This is a genomic window from Limimaricola sp. G21655-S1 (genome assembly GCF_027213785.1).
Lineage (GTDB): Bacteria > Pseudomonadota > Alphaproteobacteria > Rhodobacterales > Rhodobacteraceae > Limimaricola.
Genome location: NZ_JAPWGO010000016.1, coordinates 50,986 through 77,290, shown reverse-complemented (window position 1 = coordinate 77,290; position 26,305 = coordinate 50,986). Strand labels below are relative to the sequence as shown.

Sequence of the window (26,305 nt, the reverse complement as noted above, 5' to 3'; positions counted from 1 at the left end):
ATCCGCACGGCCTTTTGGGCGCCATGACAGTTTCGCATCGCATCACGCATATCACCGGCGGCGGCTCGGATGGCTGGGACCTTTTCCGCAAGGCCCGCCGGATGATCGCCCAAGGCCGCCCCGTCATCGAACTGACCATCGGCGAGCATGACATCCGCACCGATCCGCGGATCCTCGACGCCATGGATGCGGCGGCCCGCGGCGGTCATACCGGCTATGCCGCTGTACCGGGCATTCCCGATCTGCGCGCCGAGATCGCGGCGCGCGTGACGGTTCAGAGCGGCATCGAGACCACCCCCGAGGAGGTGCTCGTCGTGCCCGGCGGGCAGGCCGGGTTGTTCATGGCGCACCACGCGACCTGCGATGTCGGCGACGGCGCGCTCTACATCGATCCCTACTACGCTACCTATCCCGGCACGATCCGCGGCGCGGGCGCGGTGGCGCTCCCGGTCGAAGCGCGTGCGCGCGACGGCTTCGTGCCTCGCGTGGCCGATATCGAGGCCGCGATCGCAGGCTTCGACGGGCGGGTGCGCTCGTTGCTTCTCAACACCCCCAACAACCCCACCGGCGCCGTCTATGGGCGCGAGGCGCTGGCCGAGATCGCGGAACTCTGCACACGGCGTGACCTGTGGCTGATCTCGGACGAGGTCTATGAGGGTCAGGTCTGGGAAGGCGAGCATATCAGCCCGCGCGCCCTGCCCGGCATGGCCAAGCGCACCCTGGTCGTGGGATCGATGTCCAAGGGTCATGCGATGACCGGAAGCCGGGTCGGCTGGATCGTCGGACCCAGCGAGGCGGTCGCGGCGCTCGAGGACCTTGCCACTCACATGACCTACGGCATCCCCGGCTTCATCCAAGACGCGGCGCTGGAGGCGCTGCGGATGGGCGTGGGGTTCGAGACGGAGGTGGCAGCGCCGTTCCGGCGACGGCGTGACATCGCGGCGCGGCTGCTGGCGGCGCAGCAGGTGGTGCGCGCGGTGCCAATGCAGGGCGCGATGTACGCCTTTCTCGACATCCGCGCGACCGGCCTCGACGGCGAGGGATTTGCCGATCGGTTGCTCGAGGAGCGGCAAATCGCCGTGATGCCGGGCGAAAGCTTCGGACGGGCGGCGGCGGGCCATGTGCGGGTCGCCCTCACCGTCGACGATGCACGGCTCGAGCATGCCTTGGAAGAACTGCTTGCTCTCGCGGCGCAGCTGGCACGAAAAAGGGGGTCGGAACCGACCCCCCGAACCGCCTGAACGGTCATGTTCCGATCGAAGCCGGCCCGGCATGACGCCGGGCCGGTTCCGGATCAGAACTGGTAGGACACGCGCGCGGCGGCGGTGGTCGCGTCGAGATCGTTGTCGGTTTCGCCCAGATCCTCGAACTCGTGCTGGAGGATCTCGCCGCCCACCACGATGTTCTCGGTGACCTTGTAGTCCACGCCGGCACCATAGACGTAGCCGTCGAACTGGTCGTCGCCGGCGACTTCGTCGGCGGTGTAGGCGCTGGCGTAGCCGGCGGTCACGTAGGGCATGAAGGCGCCCGCGTCGTAACCGGCGCGCAGCTTGGCAGCGGCAACGCCGTCGATCTCGGCGCCGGCGTCCTCGTCACCGATCTCGGTGCCGACATAGGAGAGTTCGCCACCCATCACGAAGCGGCCGAAATCGTAGTTGTAGCCGACCTGGCCACCATAGACGGCGCCATCTTCGTCGAAGCCGAGGTCATCGGACTCGGACTGGCCGTAGCCGAGCTGGCCACCGGCGTAGAAGCCGGTCCAGTCGGCGCTGGGCGCGACGACGGGGGCGACGGCCACGGGGGCCGCGGGGGCGACGGGGTCGGCGACGGGCATGGCCAGACCGCCGGCGAAGGCGGGGGCAGCTGCGAGGCCGAGAACAACGGCGAGGGAGGAAGTCGAGAATTTCATTTGTAGCTCCTGTTCCTTCTGTCCCTGGACGCACGTGTTTGGGAGGTGGCGTCCAAGGCGAACGGCCGGAAAATGTCCGGCGCGTCCGGCCTAGAACACATGAACGAAGCGGAAGTTCGAGCCCATTGCAGAAAAATGCACAGCCCTGTCGCAGCCGATCGGCGGAACCCTGCTGAGGTTCTGAGCGGATCAGTGCCGGGCGCTGTCGCGCAGCACGCCGAGCACTGCCTCAGGTTGCACGTCGGAGGTGACGAAGGCTTGACCGATACCGCGCGCCAACACGAAGCGCAGCCTGCCATCCTGCACCTTCTTGTCCTGCCGCATCAGCCCGAGCAGCGCTTCGGCCGGCGGCAGATCGCCGGGAATCGCCCTGAGATCGGCGCGCATGCCCATTTCGGCCAGATGCGCGCGGACCCGGGACGGGTCTTCCTGCGCGCAGAGCCCGAGCCGGGCGGACAGGTCGAAGGCCAGCGCGCAGCCGATCGCCACGCCTTCGCCATGCCGGAGCCGGTCGGAATAGCCCGTCGCCGCCTCGAGGGCGTGGCAGAAGGTATGGCCGAGATTAAGAAGGGCCCGGTCCCCCTGCTCGGTTTCGTCGCGCATCACGATCTCGGCCTTCATCTCGCAGGACCGGCGCACCGCCTCGAGCCGTGCCGCGGCGTCGCCGTCGCGCAGGCTGGCACCATTGGCCTCCAGCCATTCGAAGAAGGCCGCGTCGCCCAGCAGGCCGTATTTCACCACCTCGCCATAGCCCGAAAGGAATTCGCGCTCGGGCAACGTGTCGAGAAGGGAGATGTCGGCGAGCACCACGACCGGCTGATGAAATGCCCCGGCAAGGTTCTTGCCCTGCGCAGTGTTGATGCCGGTCTTGCCACCGACAGAGCTGTCGACTTGCGCCAGCAGGGTGGTCGGGATCTGCGCGAAGCGGATGCCGCGCCGGGTGATGGCCGCGGCGAAGCCCGCGAGATCGCCGATCACGCCGCCACCGAAGGCCACGACCAGATCGCCGCGTTCGACCCGCTCCTCGATCAGCCATTCGGTGGCACGGGCCAGCCCTTCCCAGGACTTGGTGCCCTCGCCCGGCGGCAGCGCGAGACTGACCGACTCGATTCCTTCGACCGCGAGCCCCGCCTCGAGCGCGCCCAGATGCTCCCGCGCCACGGTTTCGTCGGTGATGATCGCGACCCGCCCGCGCCGCAGCAGCGGCTTGAGCCGTTGCCCGGCCTGCGCCACGAGCCCGGCCCCGACATGGATGTCATAGGCACGGCCCGGCAGATCGACGCGAACCGTGGCGATGCGCGAGGCGGTGGCGAAAGCGTTCATGGGCGGGTCTCCAGTATATCGGGCCGCTGCGCGAGTGTCTCGATCACGCGGTCGGTCGTGACCTCGATCGAATCGCCGGGCCGGGCGACGAGGCGCATCGGCGCCTCGGCATAGATCGGGCGCCGCTCGTCGAGCAGCCGGGACAGCGTGCCGCGCGGGTCGGGGGTGCGCAGCAGCGGCCGGGTGGATTTGTGACGGACCCGCTCCCAGAGCAGGTCGAGATCCGCGTCGAGCCAGAGCGCGGCGCCCCGCGCCGCGATCGCATCGCGATTGCGCGGAGCAAGAAACGCACCGCCGCCGGTCGAAACGACGCGTGGTCCGGCCTCGAGCAACCGTTCCAGCACCTCGCTCTCGCGGGCCCGAAAGAACGCTTCGCCGTCGCGAGCGAAGATTTCGGCGATGGAGCATTTGGCGGCCTCTTCGATGGCCGTGTCGCTGTCGACGAAGCCGCAACCAAGCCGGGCCGAGAGGGCGCGGCCGATCGCGGTCTTGCCGGAGCCCATCATGCCGACCAGCACCACCGGCCGGCGCAAACGCATCGCGCTGCCGTCACCGCTCCTGCGCGCCTTTCCTGCCGCCATAATGCCCCCGTCGCGGCCCGACCTGCGGGCCCTCGCAAATTCCTGCCCTGAATGACGTGATCTCGGCCGAAAGACCAGTTATGAATCGCTCGTAAGAGGCGGCGCGCGGCCGCCCGTGACCCGGGGCAAGAGGACGAGCGGGATGTTGAGACGACTGATCTGGGCGCTGGTGAAGGCGGCGTTGATCCTCGTGGTGCTGGCGGCTCTGGGCCTGCTGGCCTACGCCTATGTGGGGCCGATGCTGTTCCCCGCCGATTTCGCGGCCCCTGTGTCGGAGGTGGTGAAGCCCGTCACCATCGAGATCGGGCGGTGAGGAAGGCGGGCCTCCTTCTCGCGCTGGTTCTGGGTCAGCCGCTGCTGGCGCAGGATGCCGAGACCGGCGGAGAACCGCTGTCGGCGATCGACTGGCTGTCGCGTTCCGTCGCCCCGAATCCGCCCCCCGCTCCGACGGTCGAGCCGCCCGTGGCCGAAAGCGCGGCCGCGCCGCAGGTCTCGGTGCAGCCGCTCGATTCGCGTTCGCCGGACGCGGTCGGCCTCGTCGCGCCACGCATTTCGGGGCTGCCCCGCGGGCTGTGGTCGGCCAGCGAGCAGGAGCGGCTGGCGGCGCTGATCGCCGCGCAGAAGCTCGACACCCTGCCCGCCATCGAACAGCTCATGCGGCTGCTGATGGTCGCCGAGGCCGACCCGCCCGTGGATGCCGATGCCCTCGGCACCCTGTTCCTCGCCCGGATCGACCGGCTGCTCGAAATGGGCGCTCTCGAACCTGCGGCAGAGATGCTGGTCGAGGCCGGCCCCGACGATCCGGACCGCTTCCGGCGCTGGTTCGACACCGCGCTGCTCACCGGCGAGGAGACCCAAGCCTGCCACGCGATGCGCAACAAGCCGACCATCGCCCCCACCCGCCCCGCGCAAATCTTCTGTCTTGCCCGTGACGGCGACTGGCAGGCGGCGGCCCTGACGCTGAACTCCGCCCGCGCGCTGGGCGAGGTGACCGATGCCGAGGACGCGATGCTGTCGCGTTTTCTCGACCCCGATCTCTACGAGGGCGAGCCGCCGCTGGCAGAGCCCGAACGTGTGACGCCGCTGGTCTATCGCCTGCGCGAAGCGGTCGGCGAGGCGATGCCCTCTGGCTCCCTGCCCCGCGCCTTCAGCCACGCGGATCTGCGACAGACCAAGGCGTGGCGCGCTCAGATCGAGGCGGCGGAGCGGCTGGCGCGACACGGTGCCATCGAGCCGACGCGGCTGTTCGGCATCTATACCGACCGGGTGCCAGCCGCGTCCGGTGGAATCTGGGACCGTGCGAGCGCCATTCAGGCCTTTGACGCCGCGCTGCGAAAGGCCGACGCGATGGCCGTGGCCGAGAAATTGCCGGAGGTCTGGGAAATCATGCGCGAGGCGCGCCTCGGCACGGCCTTCGCCCAGCATTTCGGCCCGCAGATCGCCGAGATGGACCTGCCAAAGGACGTTGCCGAAACCGCCTTCACCATCGGCCTGCTCGGTCCCGACTACGAGGCCGTGGCCTTGGAACACGAGGCGCGCGATGCGGAGGAGGAGATGCTCGTCGCCTTGGCGCGCGGCCTGCCCGAGGGGACGCGATCCGACCTCGCCCCCGAGGACGACCCGATCGCGCTGGCGCTTTTGAACGGGTTCGAGGCGGAGCAGCCGTCCGAGGCACTGGTGCAGATGATCGATGAAGGCCGGGTCGGCGAGGTGATCCTGCGGGCGATCTCGTTGATCGACGAGGGCCGGGCCGGCGATACCGGCGCGCTGAGCGAGGGCCTGGCGGCGCTGCGCGCGGTCGGGCTCGAGGACCCGGCGCGCCGCATCGCACTGCAGATGCTCATTCTGGAGCGCGACGCGTGAGCGATGCGGCGTCGGTGCCGATGGCCCATTGGATCTCCGCCTTTCTGGAGGCGCAGGCCGCCGAGCTAGACGCCGCCCGCAACACGCTTCTCGCCTATGGCCGCGACCTGTCGGATTTCTCGGGCTGGCTGGCGTATCGCGACGCGCATTTCGCCACGGCCACGCAGGCGATGGTCGAGGACTACCTCGTTTCCTGCGAGGCCGAGGGGCTTTCGGCCGCGACCCGGGCGAGGCGACTCTCATCGATCCGACAGCTCTACCGTTTCGCCTTCGAGGAAGGCTGGCGCGAGGACAATCCGGCGATCCGTCTCAAGGGGCCGGGGCGCAGCCGCCGATTGCCGGGCACGCTGTCGCGCGAGGAGGTGGAGGCGCTGCTCCTGGCCGCCCGCGACCACCCGCGCGATCCGTTGCGCGCCACTTGCCTGATGGAGCTGCTATACGCCACGGGCCTGCGCGTCTCCGAACTCGTGAGCCTGCCGGTGGCGTCTCTGCGCGGCGATCCCGAGATGCTGCTGGTGCGCGGCAAGGGCGGGCGCGAGCGCATGGTGCCGCTGTCCCGCCCCGCCCGCGCCGCCGTCGCGGCCTGGCTGGCCCGGCGCGACGAAGCCGAGGCGGCGGCCAGCGCCGCTGGCAAGCCCGCTTCGAAATTCCTGTTTCCGGCGCGCGGCCGCAACGGGCACCTGACGCGCCAGAGCTTTTTCGTGATGGTCAAGGAACTGGCGATCGCCGCCGGTCTTTCGCCCGATCAGGTGACGCCGCACGTGCTGCGCCATGCCTTTGCCAGCCATTTGCTGGCGGGCGGTGCCGATCTGCGGGCGATCCAAGCGTTGCTTGGCCACGCGGATCTGTCCACCACCGAGATCTACACACATGTCCAAAGCGAGCGATTGAGCGCGCTGGTGCACGAACACCACCCCCTGGCCCGGGCCACTCCGCGACAAGTCCCGCCCGGCAAGGGTTGAACAAGCGCCCCTCTCGTCCATAACTCAGGGGATCAATCATTTCGCGAAGGACCCCATGGACACCGCCCTAGACGCCGCTTTCTGGATCACCAGCGTCGCGATCCTTCTCCTGCTGGTGGCCTCGGCCTTTTTCTCGGGCTCGGAGACTGCACTCACCGCCGCATCGCGGGGCAAGCTGCGCTCCGCCGCAGATCGCGGTTCCAAGGGCGCGGCGCAGGCGCTGCATGTCACCGAGGATAACGAGCGGCTGATCGGCTCGGTGCTCCTTGGCAACAACGTCGTCAACATCCTCGCCACCTCTTTGGCCACCGCCCTTCTCACCCGCGTCTTCGGCGATAGCGGCGTCGCGGCGGCCACATTGGTCATGACGCTTCTGGTGCTGATCTTCGCCGAAGTGCTGCCCAAGACCTACGCGATCACCAATGCCGAAACCTTCGCAAGCCGTGTCGCCCGACCGATCGGCCTCGTGATCCTGATCTTCGCGCCCGTCGTCTCGGCGGTGCAGGTGCTCGTCCGCGCGCTCCTGCGGATGTTCGGGGTGCGCACCGACCCCGACACCAAGGTGTTGGCGGTACGCGAGGAAATCGCCGGCGCGCTGTCGCTCGGCCATGAGGAAGGGGTGGTCGACCGCGAGGATCGCGACCGCATCCTCGGTGCGCTGGATCTCGGCGAACGCACGGTCGAGGAGGTGATGCTGCATCGCTCCAACATCGCGATGATCGACGCCAACCTGCCCGCCACCGAGATCCTCACGCTCTGTCTGGAGAGCCCGCATACGCGGCTGCCGCTCTATCGCGACGAGCCGGAGAACATCGTCGGCATCCTGCACGCCAAGGACCTGCTGCGCGCCATGCACAAGATGATGGCCGACGGGGCGGTGGACACCGCAGAGCTGGAGAGCTTCGACATCATGGATGTCGCGATGACGCCCTATTTCATCCCCGAAACCACCACGCTCGACGACCAGATGCGCCAGTTCCTCAAGCGGCATACGCATTTCGCCCTCGTGGTGGACGAGTATGGCGCGTTGCGCGGGCTGATCACCCTGGAGGATATCCTCGAAGAGATCGTCGGCGAGATCTCGGACGAATTCGACGCCGAGCGCGAAGAGCCGATCGCGATGACCGAGGATGGCGCCTACGTGATCGACGGCTCGATGACGATCCGCGACCTGAACCGGCGACAGGACTGGAACCTGCCCGACGAAGAGGCCAACACCATCGCGGGACTGGTGATCCACGAGGCGCAGATGATCCCGACCGAAGGCCAGGTGTTCAGCTTCCACGGCTTCCGCTTCGAGGTGATCGCGAAGGAGGAGAACCGCCTCGCGACGCTCAAGATCCGGCCCCTCGACGCCGCTTGAGCCGAAAAGGACAAGGCCAGCTCGCACATGCGAGCCGGCCTCGAAGTTCGGGCTTCGGAAAAGATCCCTTACGCGGCCCCAAGATGCGCGACGACGCGCGTGGGGCGCTTGAGAACGGACACCTTACCCTTCGTATCATCAACATCGAGCGGCTCGCGCTCGTGGGAAAGCCTCAACCAGGTGCCGTCATCGTCGAGATAGGTGGACGCGCAGCTGGCGCGCAGCGGTTCGGGGCAGCAATCGCGCCAAGCCACCACGCGGTAGCTCAGGAGAACGGTTTCGCCGTGCCGGGTGACGCTCTGGTCATGCAGCTCCACTGCCTCCCACTGCCGGGCCGGGCACTGACCGCTCAGCGCGGCGACACGGTCCTGAAGCCCCGACGGATAGGGAATGACCATCGCGGCATCGGGGGCAAGCTGGCGTTCGTAGAACTCGGCGCCATCGAGCCAGCGCCGCTTTTCCAAAGCCCAGAGTTCCTCGACCTTCGAATCCATGCGGTACCTCCCATTATGAAAAACCTCACTCCCGTGGCGCAAACGTTACACTATTGTTTCCGTTCCGTCAGCACTGCTACCTTTCAAGTTTTGTATTATTCCGTACGCGCCACCCAAAGATGCAAGACGACCGGTTTCGACCCCGAGGACACAGCCGTCGCGCCGATCCATCTCATGCCACGATTCTCGTAAAGCGCCGGTAACCATTCCGTGGCATGATGTAGGTGTCGGGCATGTCGCCCGACGTCCTCCCTGTCAGACTTGCCGCGCCTTCGGGCGCGGTTTTTTTGCGCCCCGCCCGGGGGTTGCGCTGCGATACCGGTTGACGTCGGGATCGCCTTCTCGTAGCGTCCCGGCAATTAGTCGGCCAAGTCCGACAGGGAGAACATGGGAAGGGGGTCGCATCGCGGCCCCTTTTTCATCTTGGCGGAAACCCGCATGATTCCCGACCCTTTCCCGCCTGACAGTCGCGCCACGCCATGCTAAGCCCCCGTGGACACTGACAAACGGGATCGCGACATGCCGAACCGACTGACACTTCTGGCCAGCGCCGCGCTGCTGGCCCTTTCCACGCCGCTGGCCGCGCAGGACGAAACCGCGCAGGCGAACACCCGGACCACCACCACCGAGGCGCCAGCCGAGACCTCGACCGAGGCTCCCGCGGCGCCGGAAGCGCCCGCGACTCCGGCCGCGCCAGCCGAGACCGAGGCCCCCGCGCAGGCCGAGTCGCCGGCTGCGCCAGCGGACCTGCAGGCCCCCGCCGCCCCGGCCGAAGCCGGGACCGAGCGCCCCGGCCAGCCCTACGTGGCCGAGACCCATGGCGACTGGTCGCTGCGCTGCATGCGCGTCGCCGAGGGCGAGGCCGAGCCCTGCCAGCTCTACCAGCTGCTCGAGGATGGTGACGGCAATGCCGTGGCCGAAGTCACCGTGCTGCCGCTGGCGGCCGAGGCGCAGGCGGCGGCAGGCGTCACCGTCGTGGTGCCGCTGGAAACCCTTCTCACCGAGCAGCTCTCGCTCACGGTCGATAGCGGCCAGACCGCGCGCTACCCGTTCAGCTTCTGCAACCGCGCGGGCTGCGTCGCCCGCTTCGGCCTGTCGGACCAGCAGCTCGGCGCCTTCAAGGGCGGCCGCGCCGGCACGCTGCGCATCGTCCCCGCCGCCGCGCCGGATCAGGAGGTGCGTCTCGACATGTCGCTGTCCGGCTTCACCGCGGGCTTCGGAGCCGTCACTGCCCGGGCGCAGTAACGCAAGAAGGGCAACGAATATGGAAAGGGCGCGGTCTCCCGGAGGCCGCGCCTTTTTCTCTTTACGCTGGCAGGGTTCAGGCCGCGCGCAGAGCCAGCACCGCGTTGAGACCGCCGAAGGCGAAGGCATTGGACAGCACCGCGCTCACCTTCGCCTCGCGCGCCGTGTTCGGCACCACGTCGAGCGCGCATTCCGGATCCGGCTCCTCATAGCCGATGGTCGGCGCGATGACGCCGTCGCGCAGCGCCATGATGCAGGCCAGAAGCTCCACCGCACCGGTGCCGCCGATCAGATGGCCATGCATCGACTTGGTCGAGGAAATCATCAGCCGGTCGGCCGCTGGCCCGAAGACATGCGAGACGGAGGCGCATTCGCTCTTGTCATTCGCCGCCGTGCCGGTGCCATGCGCATTGATGTAGCCGATCTGTTCGGGCGCTAGCCCGGCCTCGCGCATCGCGCCCCGCATCGCACGCTCGGCGCCCTGGGCCGAGGGCATGACGATATCGGCCGCATCCGCCGTCATGCCAAAGCCCGCGACCTCGCACAGAATCTCGGCACCGCGCGCGCGGGCATGCTCGAATTCCTCGAACACGAACACCGCCGCGCCCTCGCCCTGCACCATGCCGTTGCGGTTGGCGCTGAACGGGCGGCAGGCATCCTTGGACATCACCCTGAGCCCTTCCCATGCCTTCACGCCGCCAAAGCACAGCATCGCCTCGGAGCCGCCCGTCAGCATCGCGCGACACATGCCCGACCGGATCATCTGGAAGGCCAGGCCCATCGCGTGGTTCGAACTGGAACAGGCCGTGGCCACGGTAAAGCTCGGGCCGCGCAGGTTGTACTCCATGCTGACATGGCTTGCGGCCGCGTTGTTCATCAGCTTCGGCACGACGAAGGGGTGGACCCGGTTCTTCCCTTCTTCATAGACGGTGCGGTAGTTCTCGTCCCAAGTGTTCACCCCACCCCCGGCGGTGCCGAGCACCACGCCGGACATCTCGCTTTCCTCGTCGGAGAAACTGATGCCGGACTGCGCCATGGCCTGCCGCGCGGCGAGCAGCGTGAACTGGGTGAAGCGGTCGTATAGGGCGATCTGCTGGCGGTTGAAGTGGGCCTGCTCATCATAGCCCTTTACCTGTCCGCCGATCTGGACCGACAGCCGCTCGACATCCCGCAGATCGAGCGGACCGATGCCGCAGCGACCCTCGCGCATCGCCTCCAGCGTCGAGGGCACATCATGGCCGAGACTGTTGATGGTTCCGGCGCCGGTGATGACGACGCGTCGGGCGCCACCGGTCATGCGCTGGCGTGCTGCTTTTGAACGAGACGCTCCACAGCCGCGACGATGGCGGCGACCGAGGAAATGTCGAACTCGCTTTCCTCGGGCGCATTGGCGTTGAACGGCACCGAGATGTCGAAGGTCTCCTCGATCGCGAAGATGCTCTCCACCAGACCGAGGCTGTCGATTCCGAGATCGGCCGGGCTGTTGTCGAGCGATACGTCGCCCGGCTCGAGCATTGCCTGCTCGGCGATGATCGCAATCACCTTGTCGCGCAATTCCATCCGACCCGCATCCCCTACAGTGCTTCTCCTCACCCCGATCTAATCGCTGCGACGCCGCATTGAAACCATGAAGCGCCGGTATCAGCCCTTGCGAGATGCCGCGAGATCACGCATCAGCCGCGGCAGTCGGCGCAGCGCCTTGTAGCTTTCGACCTGACTGTCGATCTTGGTGGCGGGATAGCCCATCATCACACGCCCGGCGGGCACGTTCGACAACACGATCGAACCGCCGGTGAGGACGACGTCGGCACCGATATTGAGATTGTCGGACACGCCCACCTTGCCACCGAGCACTGACCGGTCGCCGATGTTCACCGAGCCGGCAAGTCCGACGTGACCGCAGAGCAGACAGTGGTCGCCGATCACGCAGTTATGGCCGACCTGCACGAGGTTGTCGATCTTGGAGCCGTTGCCCACGCGGGTCGGGCGGATCGTACCCGCATCGATCGTGGCGCAGGCGCCGATCTCGACATCGTCGCCGAGGATCACCGAGCCGAGGCTGTGGATCCGATGCCAGGTCGGATCGGCCTCTTGCGAAACCTTGCCCTGTCCCAGCTCGGCACGCGCGGATTCGACGTGGCTTTCGCTTTCGGTGACGAAGGAGAATCCGTCGCCACCGATCACCGCATTCGGCTGCACGATGAGCCGGTCGCCCGCCACCACATTGCGCCCCAGCCGTGCGCCCGAATGGATGAGCGCGCCCTGCCCCAGCCGCACACCGGGCCCGATCGACGCCTGTGCCATGATCCGGCAGTTCGGGCCGATCACCGCGCCCGCGCCGATCACCGCCAGCGGACCGACAAAGACCCCTTCGCCGATCTCGGCGGAAGCGTCGACCACCGCAGAAGGATGAATGCCGGTCTCGGCCCCGGGGGCATCGAGAAGCTGGGTCAGACCCGCCATGGCGAGACGGCCACGCGGGGCGACGATGGCGCCCTGCAGCCCCATCTCGCGCCAGTCGGCCCCGGGCCAGACCAGCGCGGCACGCGCGCGTCCCTGTTGCAGCGCCTCGGCCCATTTCGGTGACATCGCCAGCGCGAGGTCATCCTCGCCCGCCTGCCCGGGTTCGGCGGCACCGGTGACACGCAGGCTGCCATCGCCCTGAAGCTCGGCGTTCAGCGCGGTGGCGATCTCGCTCAGCGTAAAATCCATGACGGTTCCCTCGGGTTTTCGAGGGATCTAGCTTGCGGGGCGCGAGATCGCCACCCCTTCGCGGGCAAGCGCCGCCCAGATCGCGGCGTCCCGCTCGTAGACATCGCGGCGGAAATGCAGCCGCCCCTCCTCGTCGGTAAAGGCCGTGCGGTAGATCAGATGCACCGGCACCGGCGCCTCGAGGTTCACCCGCGTCTCGCGCCCAGTGGCGAGGCGAGACTGGAAGAAGCCGACCGGATCCTCCTCCTGCGCGGCCAGCAGCGCATAGGCGAAATCGAACGGTTCGCTCAGCCGCACGCAGCCATGGCTGAAGGCGCGGCGCTCGCGCCCGAACAGCGACTTGGCCGGCGTGTCGTGCAGGTAGATGTTGTAGCGGTTGGGAAACAGGAATTTCACCAGTCCCAGCGCATTCGAATTGGAGGGGGGCTGGCGCATCGAGAAGGGAAAGTTGCGCTCGTTGTAGCGCGAGAAGTCGATTGAATTGCGGCTGATTTCCCGACCCGACCGGTCGGTGATCAGGATCTGGCTCGCGGCGTGGCGGTTGCGCTTGAGCTGCGGCAGGTATTCGCCCACCACGATGGAGCGCGGCACGTACCAGCTCGGATTGATCACCATGTATTCCATGACGTCCGAAAATTCTGGCGTTTGACGGTCGGGCACTTCCGCGCCGATCACCGAGGCCGTGCGGAAGGTTTCGCGGCCGTCGTCGATGATGGTGGCGCTGAAATCGGTGAGGTTCACCAGCACGTGGCGCTCCCCGCGCTCCATGTTGATCCAGCGCTCGCGCTCCATCGCGACCAGCACGGACTGCAACCGTTCCTCGACCGAGCGGTTGAGCTCGGCGCGTGTCCCCGGCCCGACGACGCCATCGACCAGGAGGCCGTTGCGGCTCTGGAAATCCCGGACCGCCGCGACGAGCGCCTCGTCCATGACCGCGCTGCTCGTAGGAGCCAGATGGCCCATGGCGATCAACCGGTCGCGCAGTGCCACGACATCGGCGCCACTGTCACCGGCCTCGATCTTGGCCTCGGAGAGCCGCGCGCCCCAGCCACCTGCGTCCAAGGCGCGCTGCAGTTCGGCGCGGGCCCGCATCAAACGGCCATATTCCGGCGATGCCGGCGCGAGGTCTCGCAGGAAGGCCACGGGATCGGCTTCGAGAAAGCTCGCAAGCGTCTCTGCAGGATCACGCAGCGGCACCTCGCGGCGGATCATCTCGACCACGCGACCGGGCTCGAGCATGCCGCTTTGCACATCCCGTGCGTACCGCAGGAAGACCCGGGTCAGCTCGACATCCATCGCGGCGCGGTCCTCGGCGCTTCGTGCGGCGCGGAGCTTGCGGATCAGACCTTCCGGATCATAGCGCGAGACCGGCAGGCCATGCGCGTCGGCATCGGACAGTGCCGCCAGCAAAGCGTTGCGCCGGGTGATCGCGGCGGCATCGGCACCGGTCCAGATGCCCGTAAAGCCACGCGTCCTGTAGCTGGGCGCGAGATCGGACTGGCCGGCGACACTCTCGGCCACGGCCTGCCGGAACACGCTGACCTGAGCCTGTCCGGCAACGGGCTGCATGACACTCAACGTGATACCGATGGGCAGGGCCAGATGGCGCAGACGGGGCACCAAAGGGGGGCGGGACAGGGGCAACATTAGACACCGTGAGTTCGGGACGGATCCGGACAGGACCTCTGGGAAGAAATAGGCACCGGCATTCTGTCCGGCCATCGGTTCGCCGATAAGAGCCCTGCGGCGTGGCAAAAGCGCAGCAAATCGACCGAACCGGGGCTCAACCGAGCGGCATTTGCGCAAGTTCCCGCCGATTGGGGCTTTCTTCACTATGTTATCCGATAACCACACTTGGTCGAGTCGTCCTCCCGTGCGATAGAGGGTCTGCATCTGGGGATGGATGGCAAAAAAATGTCCGTGAAAATGCGGGCCCACAGGTAAGCGACGGGACAGGCGCTCACATGATTGATAAAATTCGCTCGGCGGGCATGACCCGCCGCGGTCTCCTTGGCGCGTTCGCGGCCACGGCAGTCACCGCAGCACCCACCTACTCGAATGCGGCCGGCTTTCTGAGGCGCGCGGGCGATGTGCGCAGGCTTTCGATGTATTCGGAGCGGACCGGCGAAAAGATCGACACGATCTACTGGATCGAGGGCGAGTACATCGCCGAGGCGATCCGCGAGATCAACGTCTTCATGCGCGACTGGCGCAACAACCAGATGATGGATATCGACACCCGGACCGTCGACATCATGGCCGCCAGCCACAGCCTTCTCGAAGTCAACGAACCCTACATGCTGCTGTCGGGCTACCGCTCGCCGGCCACCAACGCGATGCTGCGCAGCCGCTCCTCCGGCGTCGCCAAGAACTCGCTTCACCTCAAGGGCCAGGCGGCCGACCTGCGGCTCTCGGGCCGTTCGGTGAGCCAGATGGCGCGCGCGGCAGCCGCCTGCAAGGCGGGCGGCGTCGGCAAGTATTCCGGCTCGAACTTCGTCCACATGGACTGCGGCCCGGTCCGCAGCTGGGGCAGCTGAGCCAACTCGAGTTTCTGGACCTGCTGCACAGGTTTGAAGGGGCGTCCCGTTCGGGGCGCCTTCTTCGCTTCAGCCCTCCGCGGCTTCGAGCCGCGCCGCGACCTCGGTGACCAGCTTGGCGACCCGTTCGACCCGGGCCGGCAACTCCCGGCCCCGGCGGCGCAGCAGCCACAGATCGCGATGTCGCGGGCGGTCCAGTTCCGCCACGGCGATGCGGTCGCGATCAACGAATGCCTCGTACCCGCTGCGCGGCAGCAAGGTATAGCCGACACCCTGCGCGACCGGCGCCGGGATCTGACCGATCTGGTTGAGGAAAGCCCGCACGGCAAGCTGTTCGGCACCCCGGAAGTCCGTAGGGTAATTCAGGGAAAACAGCTCTTCGGCATAAAGCCATCCATCGGGATGGGCGATGAATCCCAGCTCCTCCAATGCCCCGAAACGGGTATCTGTGACCCCGGCAGGCAACAGGAGGCACAACGCCTCGCGGCCGATCCGCTCAGCCTCCAGCCGGGGATCGCCGGGCTCGTGATCGACTACGCCGAGATCGAACCGTCCCTCGGCGACGCCGTCGATCACGCCCCGCTGCGGCATGGCCTCGAGCCGCAGGCGAAGTTGCGGCGCGGCGCTCAGCAGCGACCAGAAGGCGGGCTGCAGAGCCATGGCAAAGCTGCCGGAACAGGCCACCGCCACCTCGCCCGCCTCCGGATCATCGGCGCGGATGGCTTCGCGCAGCTGGCGCTCCTCCTCGCGCCGCGCGCGGGCCATGTCGAACACCGCCTCCCCGGCGGGTGTCAGCGTGAACCCCTTTCCATGTCGGCTCAACAAGGGCCGCCCGATCTGGGCTTCGAGCTTGCGAAGATGCTGCGACACACCCGGCTGGGTCATGTTCAGCCGGGCGGCGGCGCGGGTGAAATGCCCGGTCTCGGCCAATGTGGCGAAGGTCTCCAGCCAAAGCGCATTCAGCATGCATCATCACTATAAGTTATCAAAACCATCTCGAATGATAATTTTTCAAACGCTGTAGACAAGCCTAACTACCTCTCATGCCTTTCGATGGAGACATGAATGACGCCCTATCCCAGAAGCTTTTCGCATATCGGCCTGTCGGTGCCGGATCTCGACGCCGCGCTGACCTTCTACCGTGATGTACTCGGCCTTTACGTGATCATGGAGCCGACCGAAGTGGTCGAGGATGACAGCGATATCGGCCGCATGTGCACGGACGTGTTCGGGCCCGGCTGGAATCGGCTGCGGATCGCACATATGGCCACGGCCGACCGGATCGGGCTCGAGCTGTTCGAAATGGATGGCAACCGCGCCCCCGATGACAATCTCGATTTCCGCCGTCACGGCACCTTTCACTTCGCGATCCAGGACCCGGATGTCGAAGGCTTGGTCGAACGGATCGTCGCCGCCGGCGGCAAGCAGCGGATGCCGATCCGCGAATACTTCCCGGGCGAAAAGCCCTACCGCATGTGCTACGTCGAGGATCCGTTCGGCATCGTGTTCGAGGTCTACAGCCACAGCTACGAGCTGACCTACTCGGCCGGCGCCTATAGCTGAGGCGCCCGGCATCGGGCGCGGAAACGGCAAGGGCCGCCCCCAAGGGGCGGCCCTTTTCTAGTCCGGGTCCGATCGAGAGGCTCAGGCCTCGTCGTCGAGCGCCTCGACGGCCTTTTGCAGATCGTCCTTGGAGACTTCCTTCTCCTCGACCTTGGCCTGCTCGAAGATATGGTCGATGACCTTGTCCTCGAAGATCGGGGCCTGGATCTGCTGGCGCATCTGCGGGTTGTTCTGCACGAATTCGAAGAACTGCCGCTCCTGGCCACGATACTGGCGCGCCTGGTTGAGGATCGCCTGCGTCAGCTCCTGGTCGGTGACCTTCACATCGGCCTTCTGGCCGATCTCGGCCAGCAACAGGCCAAGCTTCACGCGACGCTCGGCGAGCTTTGTGTGCTCCTCGGTCGGCTCGATCTTGCCGTGGTCGTGGCCGTGATCCTCGGGGTGCTCCTCGTGGTAGAGCTGATGCGCGATCTGGTTCGCCTCGGCCTCGACGAGCGACGGCGGCAGGTCGAACGAGACCTTCTCGTCGAGGATGTCGAGCAGCTTGCGCTTGGCGACAGCACGCGAGGCACCCGAATACTCGGCCTCGAGACGCTCGGCGATCTGCGCCTTCAGCGCGGCGAGATCCTCGGCGCCGAACTTCTTCGCGAGCTCGTCGTCGATCTCGGCCTTCTGCGGGGCCTTCACCGCCTTGACCTTGCACTCGAACACCGCGGCTTTGCCGGCGAGGTTCTGGGCCTGGTAGTCCTCGGGGAAGTTGACCTCGACGTTCTTCTCGTCGCCGGCCTTCACGCCCTTGAGGCCATCCTCGAAGCCGGGGATGAAGGAGTTCGAGCCGAGCACCAGCGGATAGTCCTCGGCAGCGCCGCCCTCGAAGGCTTCGCCGTCGATCTTGCCGGTGAAGTCGATCACGACCTGATCGCCCTCTTCGGCCTCGCCGTCCTTGTCCTCGAAGTTCTGCGCGGTCTCGGCGAGGTTGCCCAGCGCCTCGTCGATCGCGGCATCGTCGGCCGAGACCTTCAGCCGCTCGATCGAGATGTCGGAGAAATCGGTCTCGGGGATCTCGGGCAGCTTCTCGTAGGAGACGGTGACTTCGACGTCGTCGCCTTCCTTCCAGTCGTCATTGGCCATCTTCACCTCGGGCTGCATCGCCGGGCGATCGCCGCTTTCCTCGAGGTGGTTCGACAGCGCACCGTCGATGCTCTCCTGCATGGCTTCGCCGAGCACGCGCGGGCCGAACTGCTTTTTCAGCAGCGACAGCGGCACCTTGCCCTTGCGGAAGCCCTTCATGGCGACCTCGGGCTGGGCTTCGACCAGCTTTTCCTGGACCTTGGCGTCCAGTTCGGCGGCGGGCAGCGTGATCTTGTAGCCGCGCTTGAGGCCGTCGTTGAGGGTCTCGGTGACCTGCATCTGTCGTCCTTTTCTCAGTCGTGTTTCTTGGTGCGGGTGAAGGGACTCGAACCCCCACGCCTTGCGGCGCCAGAACCTAAATCTGGTGCGTCTACCAGTTCCGCCACACCCGCATGTCTCTCATGGGGAGCGGAACGGCCCCCCGGAAATCTCGGCGTTGTCTAGCAAAGCCCGAAGCGGCGCGCCACGGGAAAAAATGCCGACTGCCGCAGCGGCCTCAAAGTCCCATTTCGCGCATCACGGCGGGCAGCATCTCGGGCAGGTCCTCGGCGATCAGCCCCGGGCCGAAACGGCGCGCCGCCTCGACATGCAGCCACGCCGCCTCCTGCCCCGCGGCGAAACCGTCGCGGCCGCGTGCCATCAGCCCCGCCGCGATCCCGGCCAACACGTCGCCCGCTCCTGCTGTAGCAAGCCATGGCGCGGAGCGACCATGAACCGCGGCATTGATCACCGCGCGCCCATCGGGTGCCGCGATCACCGTATCCGGCCCCTTGAGCAGCACCGTGCAGTCCAACCGCCCCGCCGCCTCGCGCGCCGCATCGAGCCGCGAGTAGGCCGGGCCGCTTGCGACCGGCCCCCTCATGCGATTGGCGATGTCAGGCACCAGACGCGCGAATTCGCCATCATGCGGCGTGAGCAGGCATCCCTCGTGCAGCGCAGCCCGCAAAGCCGCATCCCCGGCCAAGAGCGTGAGCGCGTCGGCGTCGAGCACCGTTGACCGCCCCGCCGCAAGCGCCCGCCCCACCAGTTCGCCTTCGCGCATGCCGGTCCCGAGACCCGGGCCGAGCAGAAGCGCGTTCAGCCTGGAATCCTCCAGCAATTGCTCCAGCGCCTCCGCATTCCGCAGCGACCGCAGCATGATCGCGTCCAGCCGGGCCGCGTTTTCCTGCAGGGCCGCGGGCGGGCAGGCCAGCGTCACCAGCCCCGCACCGCTCCTGAGCGCGGCCCGAGCCGCCATGCGCGCCGCGCCGCCGCGCCCAACCCCGCCGGACAGCACCAGCGCGTGGCCGTGACCGTATTTGTGACCTGCGCGCTTGCCGAACCGCTCAGGTCTGCGGGTCAGCCTGACGCTCCCGCCCTCCTCCGGGAGGCCGATGCCGCGAATATCCAGCGTGCCGCAACGGGCCGGGCCTTCAGCAAGAATATGGCCGCACTTCGGTGTATGAAAGCTCACCGTGAGATCGGCGTCGAAGCATCGCTCGCCGATCACGCGCCCGCTGTCGGAACACAGGCCGGATGGCAGGTCGATCGCCAGCACCCGCTGCGCCCCGGCCTTCAGCACCCGGTCGAACTCGGGGCCGAGCGGCCGCGCAAGCCCGATGCCGAACAGCGCGTCGATCACGAGGTCGGCTGCCTCGACCGACTCCCCTGCCCGGTTCCACTCCTCGATGGCCCCCATTTCCGACCAAAGCCGCGCCTGCCCGGCGGCATCCGCATGACGCGCCGGGGCCAGCGCGTGAAGCCGGACCGTCCAGCCGCGCATTGCCAACTGCCTTGCCACCGCATAGCCGTCACCGCCATTGCCGCCCGGCCCGCACAGCACGCAGACGCGCCCTCCGGATGAGAGCTGCGGCCAATACTCGAACAGCGCGGCAATCACGGCAGCCCCCGCCCGTTCCATGAGCACCGCGCCCGGTGTGCCGGCCGAGACGGCCCGCGCCTCTGCATCGCGCATTTCACTGGCAGTCAGAACCGCCATTCCGTCGAGACTGCTCACGGAACGAGCGGTTTCCGGGGTGTCGGCCGGGCAAGAATTTTCAAACTGCATCGAATACACCCATTATGCACAAATTTTAGGCACCGATCTGGAATTTCGGCATTGGCTCCATTCCGGGCCGGGAGCGGCGATTGAGGTGGCCGGGGCGTCATGGTTTCACCCCTGAGAACGCGGATGCAAGGGAGTCGCGCGACATGAAGAAGATCGAGGCGATCATCAAGCCGTTCAAGCTCGACGAGGTGAAGGAGGCGCTTCAGGAGGCCGGCGTGCAGGGCCTCTCCGTTGTCGAGGTGAAAGGCTTTGGACGCCAGAAGGGCCATACCGAGCTTTATCGCGGCGCCGAATACGTCGTCGATTTTCTGCCGAAGGTGAAGATCGAGGTGGTTCTGCCCGACGATCAGGTCGAGCGCGCGATCGCGGCCATCGTCGATGCCGCGAAGACCGACAAGATCGGCGACGGCAAGATCTTCGTTTCGCCCGTCGAACAGGCGATCCGCATCCGCACCGGAGAATTCGGCGACGACGCGATCTGAGTCGCGCGCCGCGGGGGGCGACCCCTTTTCACGAACACGAGATAAACAAGGAAAGCATTGAGATGGACAGCTCCAAGCTTCTGAAGATGATGAAGGACGAGGAGGTCGAATACGTCGACATCCGTTTCACCGACCCCAAGGGCAAGCTGCAGCACGTCACCGTGGTCGCCGACCTCGTCGACGAGGACTTCCTCGAAGAAGGCTTCATGTTCGACGGCTCCTCGATCGCCGGCTGGAAGTCGATCGACCAGTCCGACATGAAGCTGATGCCCGCCAATGACAGCGCCTATATCGACCCGTTCTACGCCGAGAAGACGCTGTGCCTCCACTGCACCGTGGTCGAGCCCGACACCGGCGAGCCCTATGACCGCGACCCGCGCGGCACCGCGTTGAAGGCCGAAGCCTACCTGAAGTCGAGCGGCATCGGCGACACCGCCTATATGGGCCCCGAGGCCGAGTTCTTCATTTTCGACGACGTCCGCTTCGCCGTGACCTCGAACAAGGTCTCCTTCTCGGTCGACGCGATCGACGGCGCCTGGAACACCGACACCGAGTACGAGGTCGGCAACACCGGCCATCGTCCGGGCGTCAAGGGCGGCTACTTCCCGGTCAACCCGATCGACGACGCGCAGGACATGCGCGGCGAGATGCTCTCGACCATGAAGCGCATGGGCATGAAGGTCGACAAGCACCACCATGAGGTGGCGTCGTGCCAGCACGAGCTGGGCCTGATCTTCGGCACGCTGACGCATCAGGCCGACGAGATCCAGAAGTACAAATACGTGATCCACAACGTGGCCCAGGCCTACGGCAAGTCGGCGACCTTCATGCCGAAGCCGATCTCGGGCGACAACGGCTCGGGCATGCACGTCAACATGTCGATCTGGAAGGACGGCAAGCCGCTCTTCGCCGGCGACAAGTATGCCGATCTGAGCCAGGAAGCGCTCTACTTCATCGGCGGCATCCTGAAGCACGCCAAGGCGCTCAACGCGATCACCAACCCGACCACCAACAGCTACAAGCGCCTGATCCCGGGCTTCGAAGCCCCGGTGCTGCGCGCCTACTCGGCTCGCAACCGCTCGGGCTGCGTCCGGATCCCGTGGTCGGAAAGCCCGAAGGCCAAGCGCGTCGAGGCCCGTTTCCCCGACCCGGCCGCGAACCCCTACCTCGCCTTCTCGGCGCTGCTGATGGCCGGCCTCGACGGCATCAAGAACAAGATCGATCCGGGCCCGTCCTCGGACAAGGACCTCTACGACCTGCCGCCCGAAGAGCTGGCGCAGATCCCGACGGTCTGTGGTTCGCTGCGCGAGGCGCTCGAGGCGCTGGAAGCCGATCACGAGTTCCTGCTTGCCGGTGACGTGTTCACCCGCGACCAGCTCGAAGGCTACATGGCGCTCAAGTGGGAAGAGGTCTACGCCTACGAGCACACGCCGCACCCGGTCGAGTACAAGCTCTACTACAGCTGCTGATCGTTTCAGCCGCCATTTCAAGACCATGCGGGGCGCCAATCGGCGCCCCGTTTGCGTTGCGATCGCGCCGGGTCGAGCGACAAGGCGGCGCCTGACGCCACGTATCGGGGCCGAATTGCGGCGGTGAGAGGGCAGTTCCAGCGTCGCGATCTTGCTAATTCCCCGGTTCGCGCTCAGCGGGAACACAATTCCTAAACATGGATGAAAGGAACCACTCACGCGGCCCACGTGCCGACTCATCTTGGAGACCGGTCCATGCCAGACCCGATCACCAGTACCGTTGCCCAGCTTCTGTTCCGCGCCGCTCCCGAACTCGACTTCCCCAACCTGGTCGACGACCTGCGCACGGCGCTCAACGACGGTCCTGCCCGCGATTGCGGGTTGAACTGGGATCACGAGGACGTCGCTGTCTTCGACCTCGACAATGCCCGCATCATCCTCGCCTACACCCAGATGCTTCCCGGCCGGTACGCCGCCTGCCTGTCGATCGGCGTCGGCGCCGCCGAGAGCGGTGATTGCCAGGTCGGCATCGCGAGCCACCAAGGCACGATCACCCGGCTGCTCGCCGACCGGATCAACGCGCGCTTCATGTCCGACCGGATGCTGTGGAAGACCAGCCCCCGCGCGGCCAGCGTCGAGATGATCGACGCGATGATCGACGAGTTGCCCGGTCTCGACCCGGCCCGGCCCGGGCTGCATGCCACCGAGCACGAGATCGACCGGATGCTGGCCCGCTTCGATGCCGAGACCGCGGAGCAGGTCTCGGAACTGGCGCCCGAAGTGCCGGAAACACGCCCGCTGCGACCGCGCCGGCCCGAGCGCCCGAGCTACCGCACCGAGCGGCCGAAGCTGCGCACCACGGCCGAGCGGGTACGGCCGGCCAACGACATGCCGGCGGCCGCGCATCCCATGGTCGAGGAGATGCAGCGCATCCGCGAGGCGCTGGAGCCCACCAAGGACGAGGCACTGGCCGAGCGTCGGCCGCGCAGCATTCTCGGGCTGTCCCTGCCGGGACTGCGCAAGCGATCCAACAGCGCCGCGGTGGCGGGGGTGATCCTGACACTGGGCGCGCATGGCGCGGCGCTGGGCCCGGTGATCCCCGGAATCTGACCCTTCGCAGTTGGGGGCGCGCGGACAGTGCCGCCGGGTCATCCGGCGACCTTGTGCGCCCGTCCCCATGCCCCTATGACCCCGGCGTACCCTTCCCCGATCGAAGAGAGCGCCGATGATCCCCCGCTATTCCCGCCCCGAGATGACCGCCATCTGGGAACCCGCCACCAAGTTCCGCATCTGGTACGAGATCGAGGCCCATGCGGGCGACGCGATGGCCGATCTGGGCGTGATCCCGCGCGAGAATGCCGACGCTGTTTGGAAGGCGAAGGATGTCGAGTTCGACGTCGCGCGCATCGACGAGATCGAGGCCGTAACAAAGCACGACGTCATCGCCTTCCTGACCCATCTCGCCGAGCATGTGGGCTCGGACCAGGCCCGCTTCGTGCATCAGGGCATGACCTCGTCGGACGTGCTCGACACCACTTTCAACGTACAGCTTACCCGTGCCGCCGACCTGCTGATCGCCGACATGGAGCGCGTTCTGGCCGCGCTCAAGGCGCGCGCGATCGAGCACAAGGACACGGTCCGTATCGGTCGGTCCCACGGCATCCATGCCGAGCCGACCACCATGGGGCTGACCTTTGCGCGTTTCTACGCCGAGATGGATCGCGGTCTCGCCCGGCTCCGGAACGCCCGCGACGAGATCGCCACCGGCGCCATCTCGGGCGCGGTCGGCACCTTCGCCAATGTCGATCCGCGCGTCGAGGAGCATGTCTGCGCCAAGATGGGCCTCAAGCCCGAACCGATCTCGACCCAGGTGATCCCGCGCGATCGCCATGCCATGTTCTTTGCCACGCTGGGCGTGATCGCCTCGTCGATGGAGAACATCGCCACCGAGATCCGCCACATGCAGCGGACGGAAGTCCTCGAAGCGGAGGAGTTCTTCTCCAAGGGCCAGAAGGGGTCCTCGGCCATGCCGCACAAGCGCAACCCGGTGCTGACCGAGAACCTGACCGGCCTCGCCCGTCTGGTGCGCATGTCGGTGGTGCCAGCGATGGAGAACGTCACGCTCTGGCACGAGCGCGACATCTCGCACTCCTCGGTCGAGCGGGCGATCGGCCCCGACACCACGGTGACGCTCGACTTTGCTCTGAACCGCCTCGCGGGCGTGATTGAAAAGCTGGTGATCTACCCGCGGCACATGCTCGACAACATGAATAAGTTCCGCGGTCTGGTGATGAGCCAGCGGGTCCTGCTGGCGCTGACGCAGGCGGGCGTGAGCCGCGAGGACGCCTACCGTCTGGTGCAGCGCAACGCGATGCGGGTCTGGGAACAGGGCGCCGATTTCAAGACCGAGCTTCTGGCCGACCCCGAAGTGACGGCGGCGCTGACGCCCGAACAGATCGAGGAGAAGTTCGACCTCGGCTATCACACCAAGCATGTCGACACGATCTTCGCGCGCGTGTTCGGCTAAAGCCTCATGCGGCGGGCTTCGGCCCGCCGCCTTCTTCAGATCAGGCCGAAGCCCGAGGCCAGTGTCGCGGCCTGCGTGGCCGTCGAGGCGCCGAGCTTCGTCCGGGCATTCTTCAGGCGCTGCTTGATCGCCCCCTCGGTCACGCCCAGCGCATGGGCGATCTGCTTGAGCCGGTAGCCGTTCTTGACCATCCGCAGCACCTCGATCTCGGCTTGCGTCAGGTTGGTCGGCGGTGCCGCCCTCTCATGCAGGGTCAGCAACATGCCGTGCAGCACGCCCAGTTCGCGATCGCTGAACTCGCGGTCCTCGCGCAAGAAGATGCCGTAGGAGCGCAGCCCGCTCTCCTCGTCCGAGACCGACGCGACCGCGCCGTGACGCAGCCCCAGCCGCCAGGCCTTCGCGAAGATGCCGAGCGGGTCGTCGAGCGCGCTCCAGCGCGCGATCCCCTCGTTGGCATAGGCCCAACGGATCGCCGGATCGTCGAGCAGGAACCGCTCGGACGTATAGAGGTCGATCCAGGGCTGAGGCAGGTTGTTATATTCTTCGAGCGGGAACGCGAAGCCGATCCGCAAGGCAAGGTAGTGACCAACCGGCGCCAAGCGACCGAGCAGCTCGCTATCGATCGAGACGCTCATTTAATGGACCCGTTCCAGCTGCATGGTCGCGATCGGTCCGCTCATCGTGCCAAGTTCGATCTTCAGTCCTCCCCAGGACGAGCCTCCCGGACAAGACCTCGGAAACGCGACTTCAGACTGCATAAACGAACTTGCCCAATACATACAGTATCGGTCGGGAATTGCTTCACCTCAAGTGGATTACACTACGGATCTGAACACTTCGATAGCGCCGTGGCCTATTTCGCCTGAAATGGCGACATCGTCGAGAACCTTCGGGACATCATGACTCGGGGTCATCTTTGGAACGAACTGAGAACCACCTGTTTACCCAGATCTTCTATGACGTTCGAACCGACCGCATCAGGAGACCGCATCCGTGTCAGCCCCCCAGCCCATAGATCCTGCCGGGGCTCGCCCGGTCAGCGGCAGCCGCGACCTGAGTCGTCGTCGCAAGGCCGCGATGGTGGTGCAACTGGCGATCGCCGAGGGGCGCAAGCTCGATCTGGCCGCCTTGCCGGAGGAGGTGCAGATCAGCCTGACTCGCGAACTGGGGGCCCTTCGCCTCGTCGATCGTACGACGCTGGCCGCCGTGGCGGCGGAATTCTCCGACCGCATCGAAGGGCTGGGCCTCGCTGCACCACGCGGCATGGACGGGGTTCTGGCCGCGCTCGACGGACGGATCAGCCCGGCGACGGCGGCGCGGTTGCGGGCCGAGACCGGACCGCCCTCTAGCGACGATTCATGGGCGCGACTGACGGCGCTGCCCTGCCCCGATCTGGTACCGCTGATGACCGGCGAATGCGCAGAGATCGCGGCGGTCACCCTGTCGAAGCTGCCGGTCGCCAAGGCTGCGGAACTGCTTGGATTGCTACCGGGGGAACGGGCCCGCCGGATCACCCATGCGATGTCGCAGACCTCGACCATCGCACCCGACGCAGTCGAGCGGATCGGCGCGGCCTTGGCAACCGAGCATTGCCGCCCGGCGCACCATGCCTTCGCAGATCCGGCACCCGACCGGCTGGGCGAAATCCTCAATTCCAGCGGCAGCGCCACACGCGACACCGTGCTGGACGGTCTCGAGGCCGATGATCCCGATTTCGCGCGCGATGTACGCCGATCCATCTTCACCTTCGGCGACATTCCCGACCGGCTCGCGGCTTCGGACGCACCGGCCATATTGCGCCGGATCGAACAACCGGTGCTGATCACCGCTCTCGCGGCGGCACTGGCCCAGGGCGGCGGTTTCGCCACCGCCGCCGCGCATCTGCTCGACAACATCTCGCAACGCATGGCCCAAGGGCTGCGAGACGAGATCGCCGAACGCGGCGAGATTCGCCTGATCGAGGCCGAGGCGGCGATGAGCGAGATCACCGGCGCCATACGCGCCGCCGCCGATGCCGGCGAAATCACGCTCGTCTCGCCGGAACCCGACGACGCCATGGGCTAGTGCCTCGCGGGGCGCATCTTGGCTTTCGGCCCT

At 66.7% G+C, this 26,305-nt stretch carries 25 protein-coding genes and 1 tRNA gene; 13 read left to right on the top strand and 13 right to left on the bottom strand.

Annotated features, from left to right (window positions below):
- Window positions 1-23: 23 nt before the first annotated feature.
- Entirely contained in the window at window positions 24-1,241 is a 1,218-nt protein-coding gene (locus O4G76_RS15250) for a pyridoxal phosphate-dependent aminotransferase (RefSeq protein ID WP_269398119.1), read from the top strand.
- 53 nt (window positions 1,242-1,294) lie between these two features.
- On the opposite strand, the gene O4G76_RS15245 is transcribed toward O4G76_RS15250, so the two are convergent.
- From O4G76_RS15245 to O4G76_RS15235, 3 genes are all read right to left on the bottom strand, one after another.
- Window positions 1,295-1,909 carry an outer membrane protein gene (locus O4G76_RS15245; RefSeq protein WP_269398118.1) on the bottom strand — a complete coding sequence of 205 codons (615 nt, stop codon included), beginning with the start codon at window positions 1,907-1,909 and terminating at the stop codon, window positions 1,295-1,297.
- A gap of 189 nt (window positions 1,910-2,098) precedes the next feature.
- Window positions 2,099-3,232 (bottom strand): 3-dehydroquinate synthase, encoded by a 1,134-nt coding sequence (gene aroB, locus O4G76_RS15240; protein ID WP_269398117.1) that lies wholly within the window; start codon window positions 3,230-3,232, stop codon window positions 2,099-2,101.
- Window positions 3,229-3,813, bottom strand: a complete 585-nt coding sequence (locus O4G76_RS15235; RefSeq protein ID WP_269398116.1) for a shikimate kinase — start codon at window positions 3,811-3,813, stop codon at window positions 3,229-3,231. The genes aroB and O4G76_RS15235 overlap by 4 nt, the downstream gene beginning before the upstream one ends.
- Before the next feature lie 142 nt (window positions 3,814-3,955).
- Here O4G76_RS15235 and O4G76_RS15230 point away from each other — a divergent pair, with 142 nt between their 5' ends.
- The 4 genes from O4G76_RS15230 to O4G76_RS15215 are packed head-to-tail and all read left to right on the top strand — an operon-like array spanning window position 3,956 to window position 8,001.
- A complete protein-coding gene (locus tag O4G76_RS15230; RefSeq protein ID WP_165761491.1) occupies window positions 3,956-4,126 on the top strand; it encodes a hypothetical protein in 171 nt (56 codons plus the stop codon).
- Window positions 4,123-5,676 (top strand): hypothetical protein, encoded by a 1,554-nt coding sequence (locus tag O4G76_RS15225; protein WP_269398115.1) that lies wholly within the window; start codon window positions 4,123-4,125, stop codon window positions 5,674-5,676. The genes O4G76_RS15230 and O4G76_RS15225 overlap by 4 nt, the downstream gene beginning before the upstream one ends.
- Window positions 5,677-5,696: 20 nt before the next feature.
- Window positions 5,697-6,638 (top strand): tyrosine recombinase, encoded by a 942-nt coding sequence (locus O4G76_RS15220; RefSeq protein ID WP_269398140.1) that lies wholly within the window; start codon window positions 5,697-5,699, stop codon window positions 6,636-6,638.
- A 55-nt stretch (window positions 6,639-6,693) separates the two neighbouring features.
- Complete coding sequence (locus tag O4G76_RS15215; protein ID WP_269398114.1) at window positions 6,694-8,001, top strand: HlyC/CorC family transporter; 1,308 nt, start codon at window positions 6,694-6,696, stop codon at window positions 7,999-8,001.
- 68 nt (window positions 8,002-8,069) lie between these two features.
- Here O4G76_RS15215 and O4G76_RS15210 read toward each other — a convergent pair whose 3' ends face one another.
- A complete protein-coding gene (locus O4G76_RS15210; RefSeq protein WP_269398113.1) occupies window positions 8,070-8,495 on the bottom strand; it encodes a hypothetical protein in 426 nt (141 codons plus the stop codon).
- Window positions 8,496-9,014: 519 nt separating this feature from the next.
- Between O4G76_RS15210 and O4G76_RS15205 the strand changes: the two genes are divergently transcribed.
- Window positions 9,015-9,740 carry an invasion associated locus B family protein gene (locus O4G76_RS15205; protein ID WP_306467331.1) on the top strand — a complete coding sequence of 242 codons (726 nt, stop codon included), beginning with the start codon at window positions 9,015-9,017 and terminating at the stop codon, window positions 9,738-9,740.
- A gap of 76 nt (window positions 9,741-9,816) precedes the next feature.
- On the opposite strand, the gene O4G76_RS15200 is transcribed toward O4G76_RS15205, so the two are convergent.
- The 4 genes from O4G76_RS15200 to O4G76_RS15185 all read right to left on the bottom strand — a co-directional run bounded on the left by O4G76_RS15200 (window position 9,817) and on the right by O4G76_RS15185 (window position 14,021).
- A complete protein-coding gene (locus O4G76_RS15200; protein WP_269398111.1) occupies window positions 9,817-11,037 on the bottom strand; it encodes a beta-ketoacyl synthase in 1,221 nt (406 codons plus the stop codon).
- Complete coding sequence (locus tag O4G76_RS15195) at window positions 11,034-11,300, bottom strand: acyl carrier protein (protein WP_085897452.1); 267 nt, start codon at window positions 11,298-11,300, stop codon at window positions 11,034-11,036. The genes O4G76_RS15200 and O4G76_RS15195 overlap by 4 nt, the downstream gene beginning before the upstream one ends.
- 81 nt (window positions 11,301-11,381) lie before the next feature.
- On the bottom strand, window positions 11,382-12,452 hold the full coding sequence (locus O4G76_RS15190; protein WP_269398110.1) for a UDP-3-O-(3-hydroxymyristoyl)glucosamine N-acyltransferase: 1,071 nt from the start codon (window positions 12,450-12,452) through the stop codon (window positions 11,382-11,384).
- A 27-nt stretch (window positions 12,453-12,479) separates the two neighbouring features.
- On the bottom strand, window positions 12,480-14,021 hold the full coding sequence (locus tag O4G76_RS15185) for a murein L,D-transpeptidase (RefSeq protein ID WP_269398109.1): 1,542 nt from the start codon (window positions 14,019-14,021) through the stop codon (window positions 12,480-12,482).
- Window positions 14,022-14,416: 395 nt separating this feature from the next.
- On the opposite strand from O4G76_RS15185, the gene O4G76_RS15180 reads away from it, so the two are divergent.
- Window positions 14,417-14,989 carry a DUF882 domain-containing protein gene (locus O4G76_RS15180; protein ID WP_085897455.1) on the top strand — a complete coding sequence of 191 codons (573 nt, stop codon included), beginning with the start codon at window positions 14,417-14,419 and terminating at the stop codon, window positions 14,987-14,989.
- Between the two features lie 69 nt (window positions 14,990-15,058).
- Here O4G76_RS15180 and O4G76_RS15175 read toward each other — a convergent pair whose 3' ends face one another.
- The gene (locus O4G76_RS15175) at window positions 15,059-15,955 is read right to left on the bottom strand and encodes a LysR family transcriptional regulator (RefSeq protein WP_269398108.1); all 897 of its coding nucleotides are present in this window, start codon (window positions 15,953-15,955) and stop codon (window positions 15,059-15,061) included.
- 99 nt (window positions 15,956-16,054) lie between these two features.
- On the opposite strand from O4G76_RS15175, the gene O4G76_RS15170 reads away from it, so the two are divergent.
- Window positions 16,055-16,552 carry a lactoylglutathione lyase family protein gene (locus O4G76_RS15170; RefSeq protein WP_269398107.1) on the top strand — a complete coding sequence of 166 codons (498 nt, stop codon included), beginning with the start codon at window positions 16,055-16,057 and terminating at the stop codon, window positions 16,550-16,552.
- A gap of 81 nt (window positions 16,553-16,633) precedes the next feature.
- Here the strand turns inward: O4G76_RS15170 and tig are convergent, their stop codons facing one another.
- The 3 genes from tig to O4G76_RS15155 form a co-directional block, all read right to left on the bottom strand.
- Complete coding sequence (gene tig / locus O4G76_RS15165) at window positions 16,634-17,962, bottom strand: trigger factor (RefSeq protein ID WP_269398106.1); 1,329 nt, start codon at window positions 17,960-17,962, stop codon at window positions 16,634-16,636.
- A 28-nt stretch (window positions 17,963-17,990) separates the two neighbouring features.
- Window positions 17,991-18,075 (bottom strand) — tRNA-Leu (locus tag O4G76_RS15160).
- Window positions 18,076-18,179: 104 nt separating this feature from the next.
- Complete coding sequence (locus O4G76_RS15155; protein WP_269398105.1) at window positions 18,180-19,661, bottom strand: NAD(P)H-hydrate dehydratase; 1,482 nt, start codon at window positions 19,659-19,661, stop codon at window positions 18,180-18,182.
- A gap of 212 nt (window positions 19,662-19,873) precedes the next feature.
- Here O4G76_RS15155 and O4G76_RS15150 point away from each other — a divergent pair, with 212 nt between their 5' ends.
- The 4 genes from O4G76_RS15150 (at window position 19,874) to purB (ending at window position 24,208) form a co-directional block, all read left to right on the top strand.
- Entirely contained in the window at window positions 19,874-20,212 is a 339-nt protein-coding gene (locus O4G76_RS15150) for a P-II family nitrogen regulator (protein WP_021693083.1), read from the top strand.
- A 62-nt stretch (window positions 20,213-20,274) separates the two neighbouring features.
- A complete protein-coding gene (glnA, locus tag O4G76_RS15145; protein WP_085897459.1) occupies window positions 20,275-21,681 on the top strand; it encodes a type I glutamate--ammonia ligase in 1,407 nt (468 codons plus the stop codon).
- 255 nt (window positions 21,682-21,936) lie between these two features.
- Complete coding sequence (locus tag O4G76_RS15140; RefSeq protein WP_269398104.1) at window positions 21,937-22,791, top strand: hypothetical protein; 855 nt, start codon at window positions 21,937-21,939, stop codon at window positions 22,789-22,791.
- Window positions 22,792-22,906: 115 nt separating this feature from the next.
- Window positions 22,907-24,208 (top strand): adenylosuccinate lyase, encoded by a 1,302-nt coding sequence (gene purB, locus O4G76_RS15135; RefSeq protein WP_269398103.1) that lies wholly within the window; start codon window positions 22,907-22,909, stop codon window positions 24,206-24,208.
- A 35-nt stretch (window positions 24,209-24,243) separates the two neighbouring features.
- On the opposite strand, the gene O4G76_RS15130 is transcribed toward purB, so the two are convergent.
- Window positions 24,244-24,843 (bottom strand): LuxR family transcriptional regulator, encoded by a 600-nt coding sequence (locus O4G76_RS15130; protein WP_085897462.1) that lies wholly within the window; start codon window positions 24,841-24,843, stop codon window positions 24,244-24,246.
- 358 nt (window positions 24,844-25,201) lie between these two features.
- Between O4G76_RS15130 and O4G76_RS15125 the strand changes: the two genes are divergently transcribed.
- Window positions 25,202-26,272, top strand: a complete 1,071-nt coding sequence (locus O4G76_RS15125) for a FliG C-terminal domain-containing protein (RefSeq protein ID WP_269398102.1) — start codon at window positions 25,202-25,204, stop codon at window positions 26,270-26,272.
- Window positions 26,273-26,305: the final 33 nt, after the last annotated feature.

What these genes read in the sequence shown, in the direction of transcription:
- O4G76_RS15250 (WP_269398119.1), top strand. Translation starts at nt 24, where the DNA reads ATGACAGTTTCGCATCGCATCACGCATATCACCGGCGGCGGCTCGGAT.
- O4G76_RS15245 (WP_269398118.1), bottom strand. Translation starts at nt 1,909, where the DNA reads ATGAAATTCTCGACTTCCTCCCTCGCCGTTGTTCTCGGCCTCGCAGCT.
- aroB (WP_269398117.1), bottom strand. Translation starts at nt 3,232, where the DNA reads ATGAACGCTTTCGCCACCGCCTCGCGCATCGCCACGGTTCGCGTCGAT.
- O4G76_RS15235 (WP_269398116.1), bottom strand. Translation starts at nt 3,813, where the DNA reads ATGGCGGCAGGAAAGGCGCGCAGGAGCGGTGACGGCAGCGCGATGCGT.
- O4G76_RS15230 (WP_165761491.1), top strand. Translation starts at nt 3,956, where the DNA reads ATGTTGAGACGACTGATCTGGGCGCTGGTGAAGGCGGCGTTGATCCTC.
- O4G76_RS15220 (WP_269398140.1), top strand. Translation starts at nt 5,697, where the DNA reads ATGGCCCATTGGATCTCCGCCTTTCTGGAGGCGCAGGCCGCCGAGCTA.
- O4G76_RS15215 (WP_269398114.1), top strand. Translation starts at nt 6,694, where the DNA reads ATGGACACCGCCCTAGACGCCGCTTTCTGGATCACCAGCGTCGCGATC.
- O4G76_RS15210 (WP_269398113.1), bottom strand. Translation starts at nt 8,495, where the DNA reads ATGGATTCGAAGGTCGAGGAACTCTGGGCTTTGGAAAAGCGGCGCTGG.
- O4G76_RS15205 (WP_306467331.1), top strand. Translation starts at nt 9,015, where the DNA reads ATGCCGAACCGACTGACACTTCTGGCCAGCGCCGCGCTGCTGGCCCTT.
- O4G76_RS15200 (WP_269398111.1), bottom strand. Translation starts at nt 11,037, where the DNA reads ATGACCGGTGGCGCCCGACGCGTCGTCATCACCGGCGCCGGAACCATC.
- O4G76_RS15195 (WP_085897452.1), bottom strand. Translation starts at nt 11,300, where the DNA reads ATGGAATTGCGCGACAAGGTGATTGCGATCATCGCCGAGCAGGCAATG.
- O4G76_RS15190 (WP_269398110.1), bottom strand. Translation starts at nt 12,452, where the DNA reads ATGGATTTTACGCTGAGCGAGATCGCCACCGCGCTGAACGCCGAGCTT.
- O4G76_RS15185 (WP_269398109.1), bottom strand. Translation starts at nt 14,021, where the DNA reads ATGCAGCCCGTTGCCGGACAGGCTCAGGTCAGCGTGTTCCGGCAGGCC.
- O4G76_RS15180 (WP_085897455.1), top strand. Translation starts at nt 14,417, where the DNA reads ATGATTGATAAAATTCGCTCGGCGGGCATGACCCGCCGCGGTCTCCTT.
- O4G76_RS15175 (WP_269398108.1), bottom strand. Translation starts at nt 15,955, where the DNA reads ATGCTGAATGCGCTTTGGCTGGAGACCTTCGCCACATTGGCCGAGACC.
- O4G76_RS15170 (WP_269398107.1), top strand. Translation starts at nt 16,055, where the DNA reads ATGACGCCCTATCCCAGAAGCTTTTCGCATATCGGCCTGTCGGTGCCG.
- tig (WP_269398106.1), bottom strand. Translation starts at nt 17,962, where the DNA reads ATGCAGGTCACCGAGACCCTCAACGACGGCCTCAAGCGCGGCTACAAG.
- O4G76_RS15155 (WP_269398105.1), bottom strand. Translation starts at nt 19,661, where the DNA reads ATGGCGGTTCTGACTGCCAGTGAAATGCGCGATGCAGAGGCGCGGGCC.
- O4G76_RS15150 (WP_021693083.1), top strand. Translation starts at nt 19,874, where the DNA reads ATGAAGAAGATCGAGGCGATCATCAAGCCGTTCAAGCTCGACGAGGTG.
- glnA (WP_085897459.1), top strand. Translation starts at nt 20,275, where the DNA reads ATGGACAGCTCCAAGCTTCTGAAGATGATGAAGGACGAGGAGGTCGAA.
- O4G76_RS15140 (WP_269398104.1), top strand. Translation starts at nt 21,937, where the DNA reads ATGCCAGACCCGATCACCAGTACCGTTGCCCAGCTTCTGTTCCGCGCC.
- purB (WP_269398103.1), top strand. Translation starts at nt 22,907, where the DNA reads ATGATCCCCCGCTATTCCCGCCCCGAGATGACCGCCATCTGGGAACCC.
- O4G76_RS15130 (WP_085897462.1), bottom strand. Translation starts at nt 24,843, where the DNA reads ATGAGCGTCTCGATCGATAGCGAGCTGCTCGGTCGCTTGGCGCCGGTT.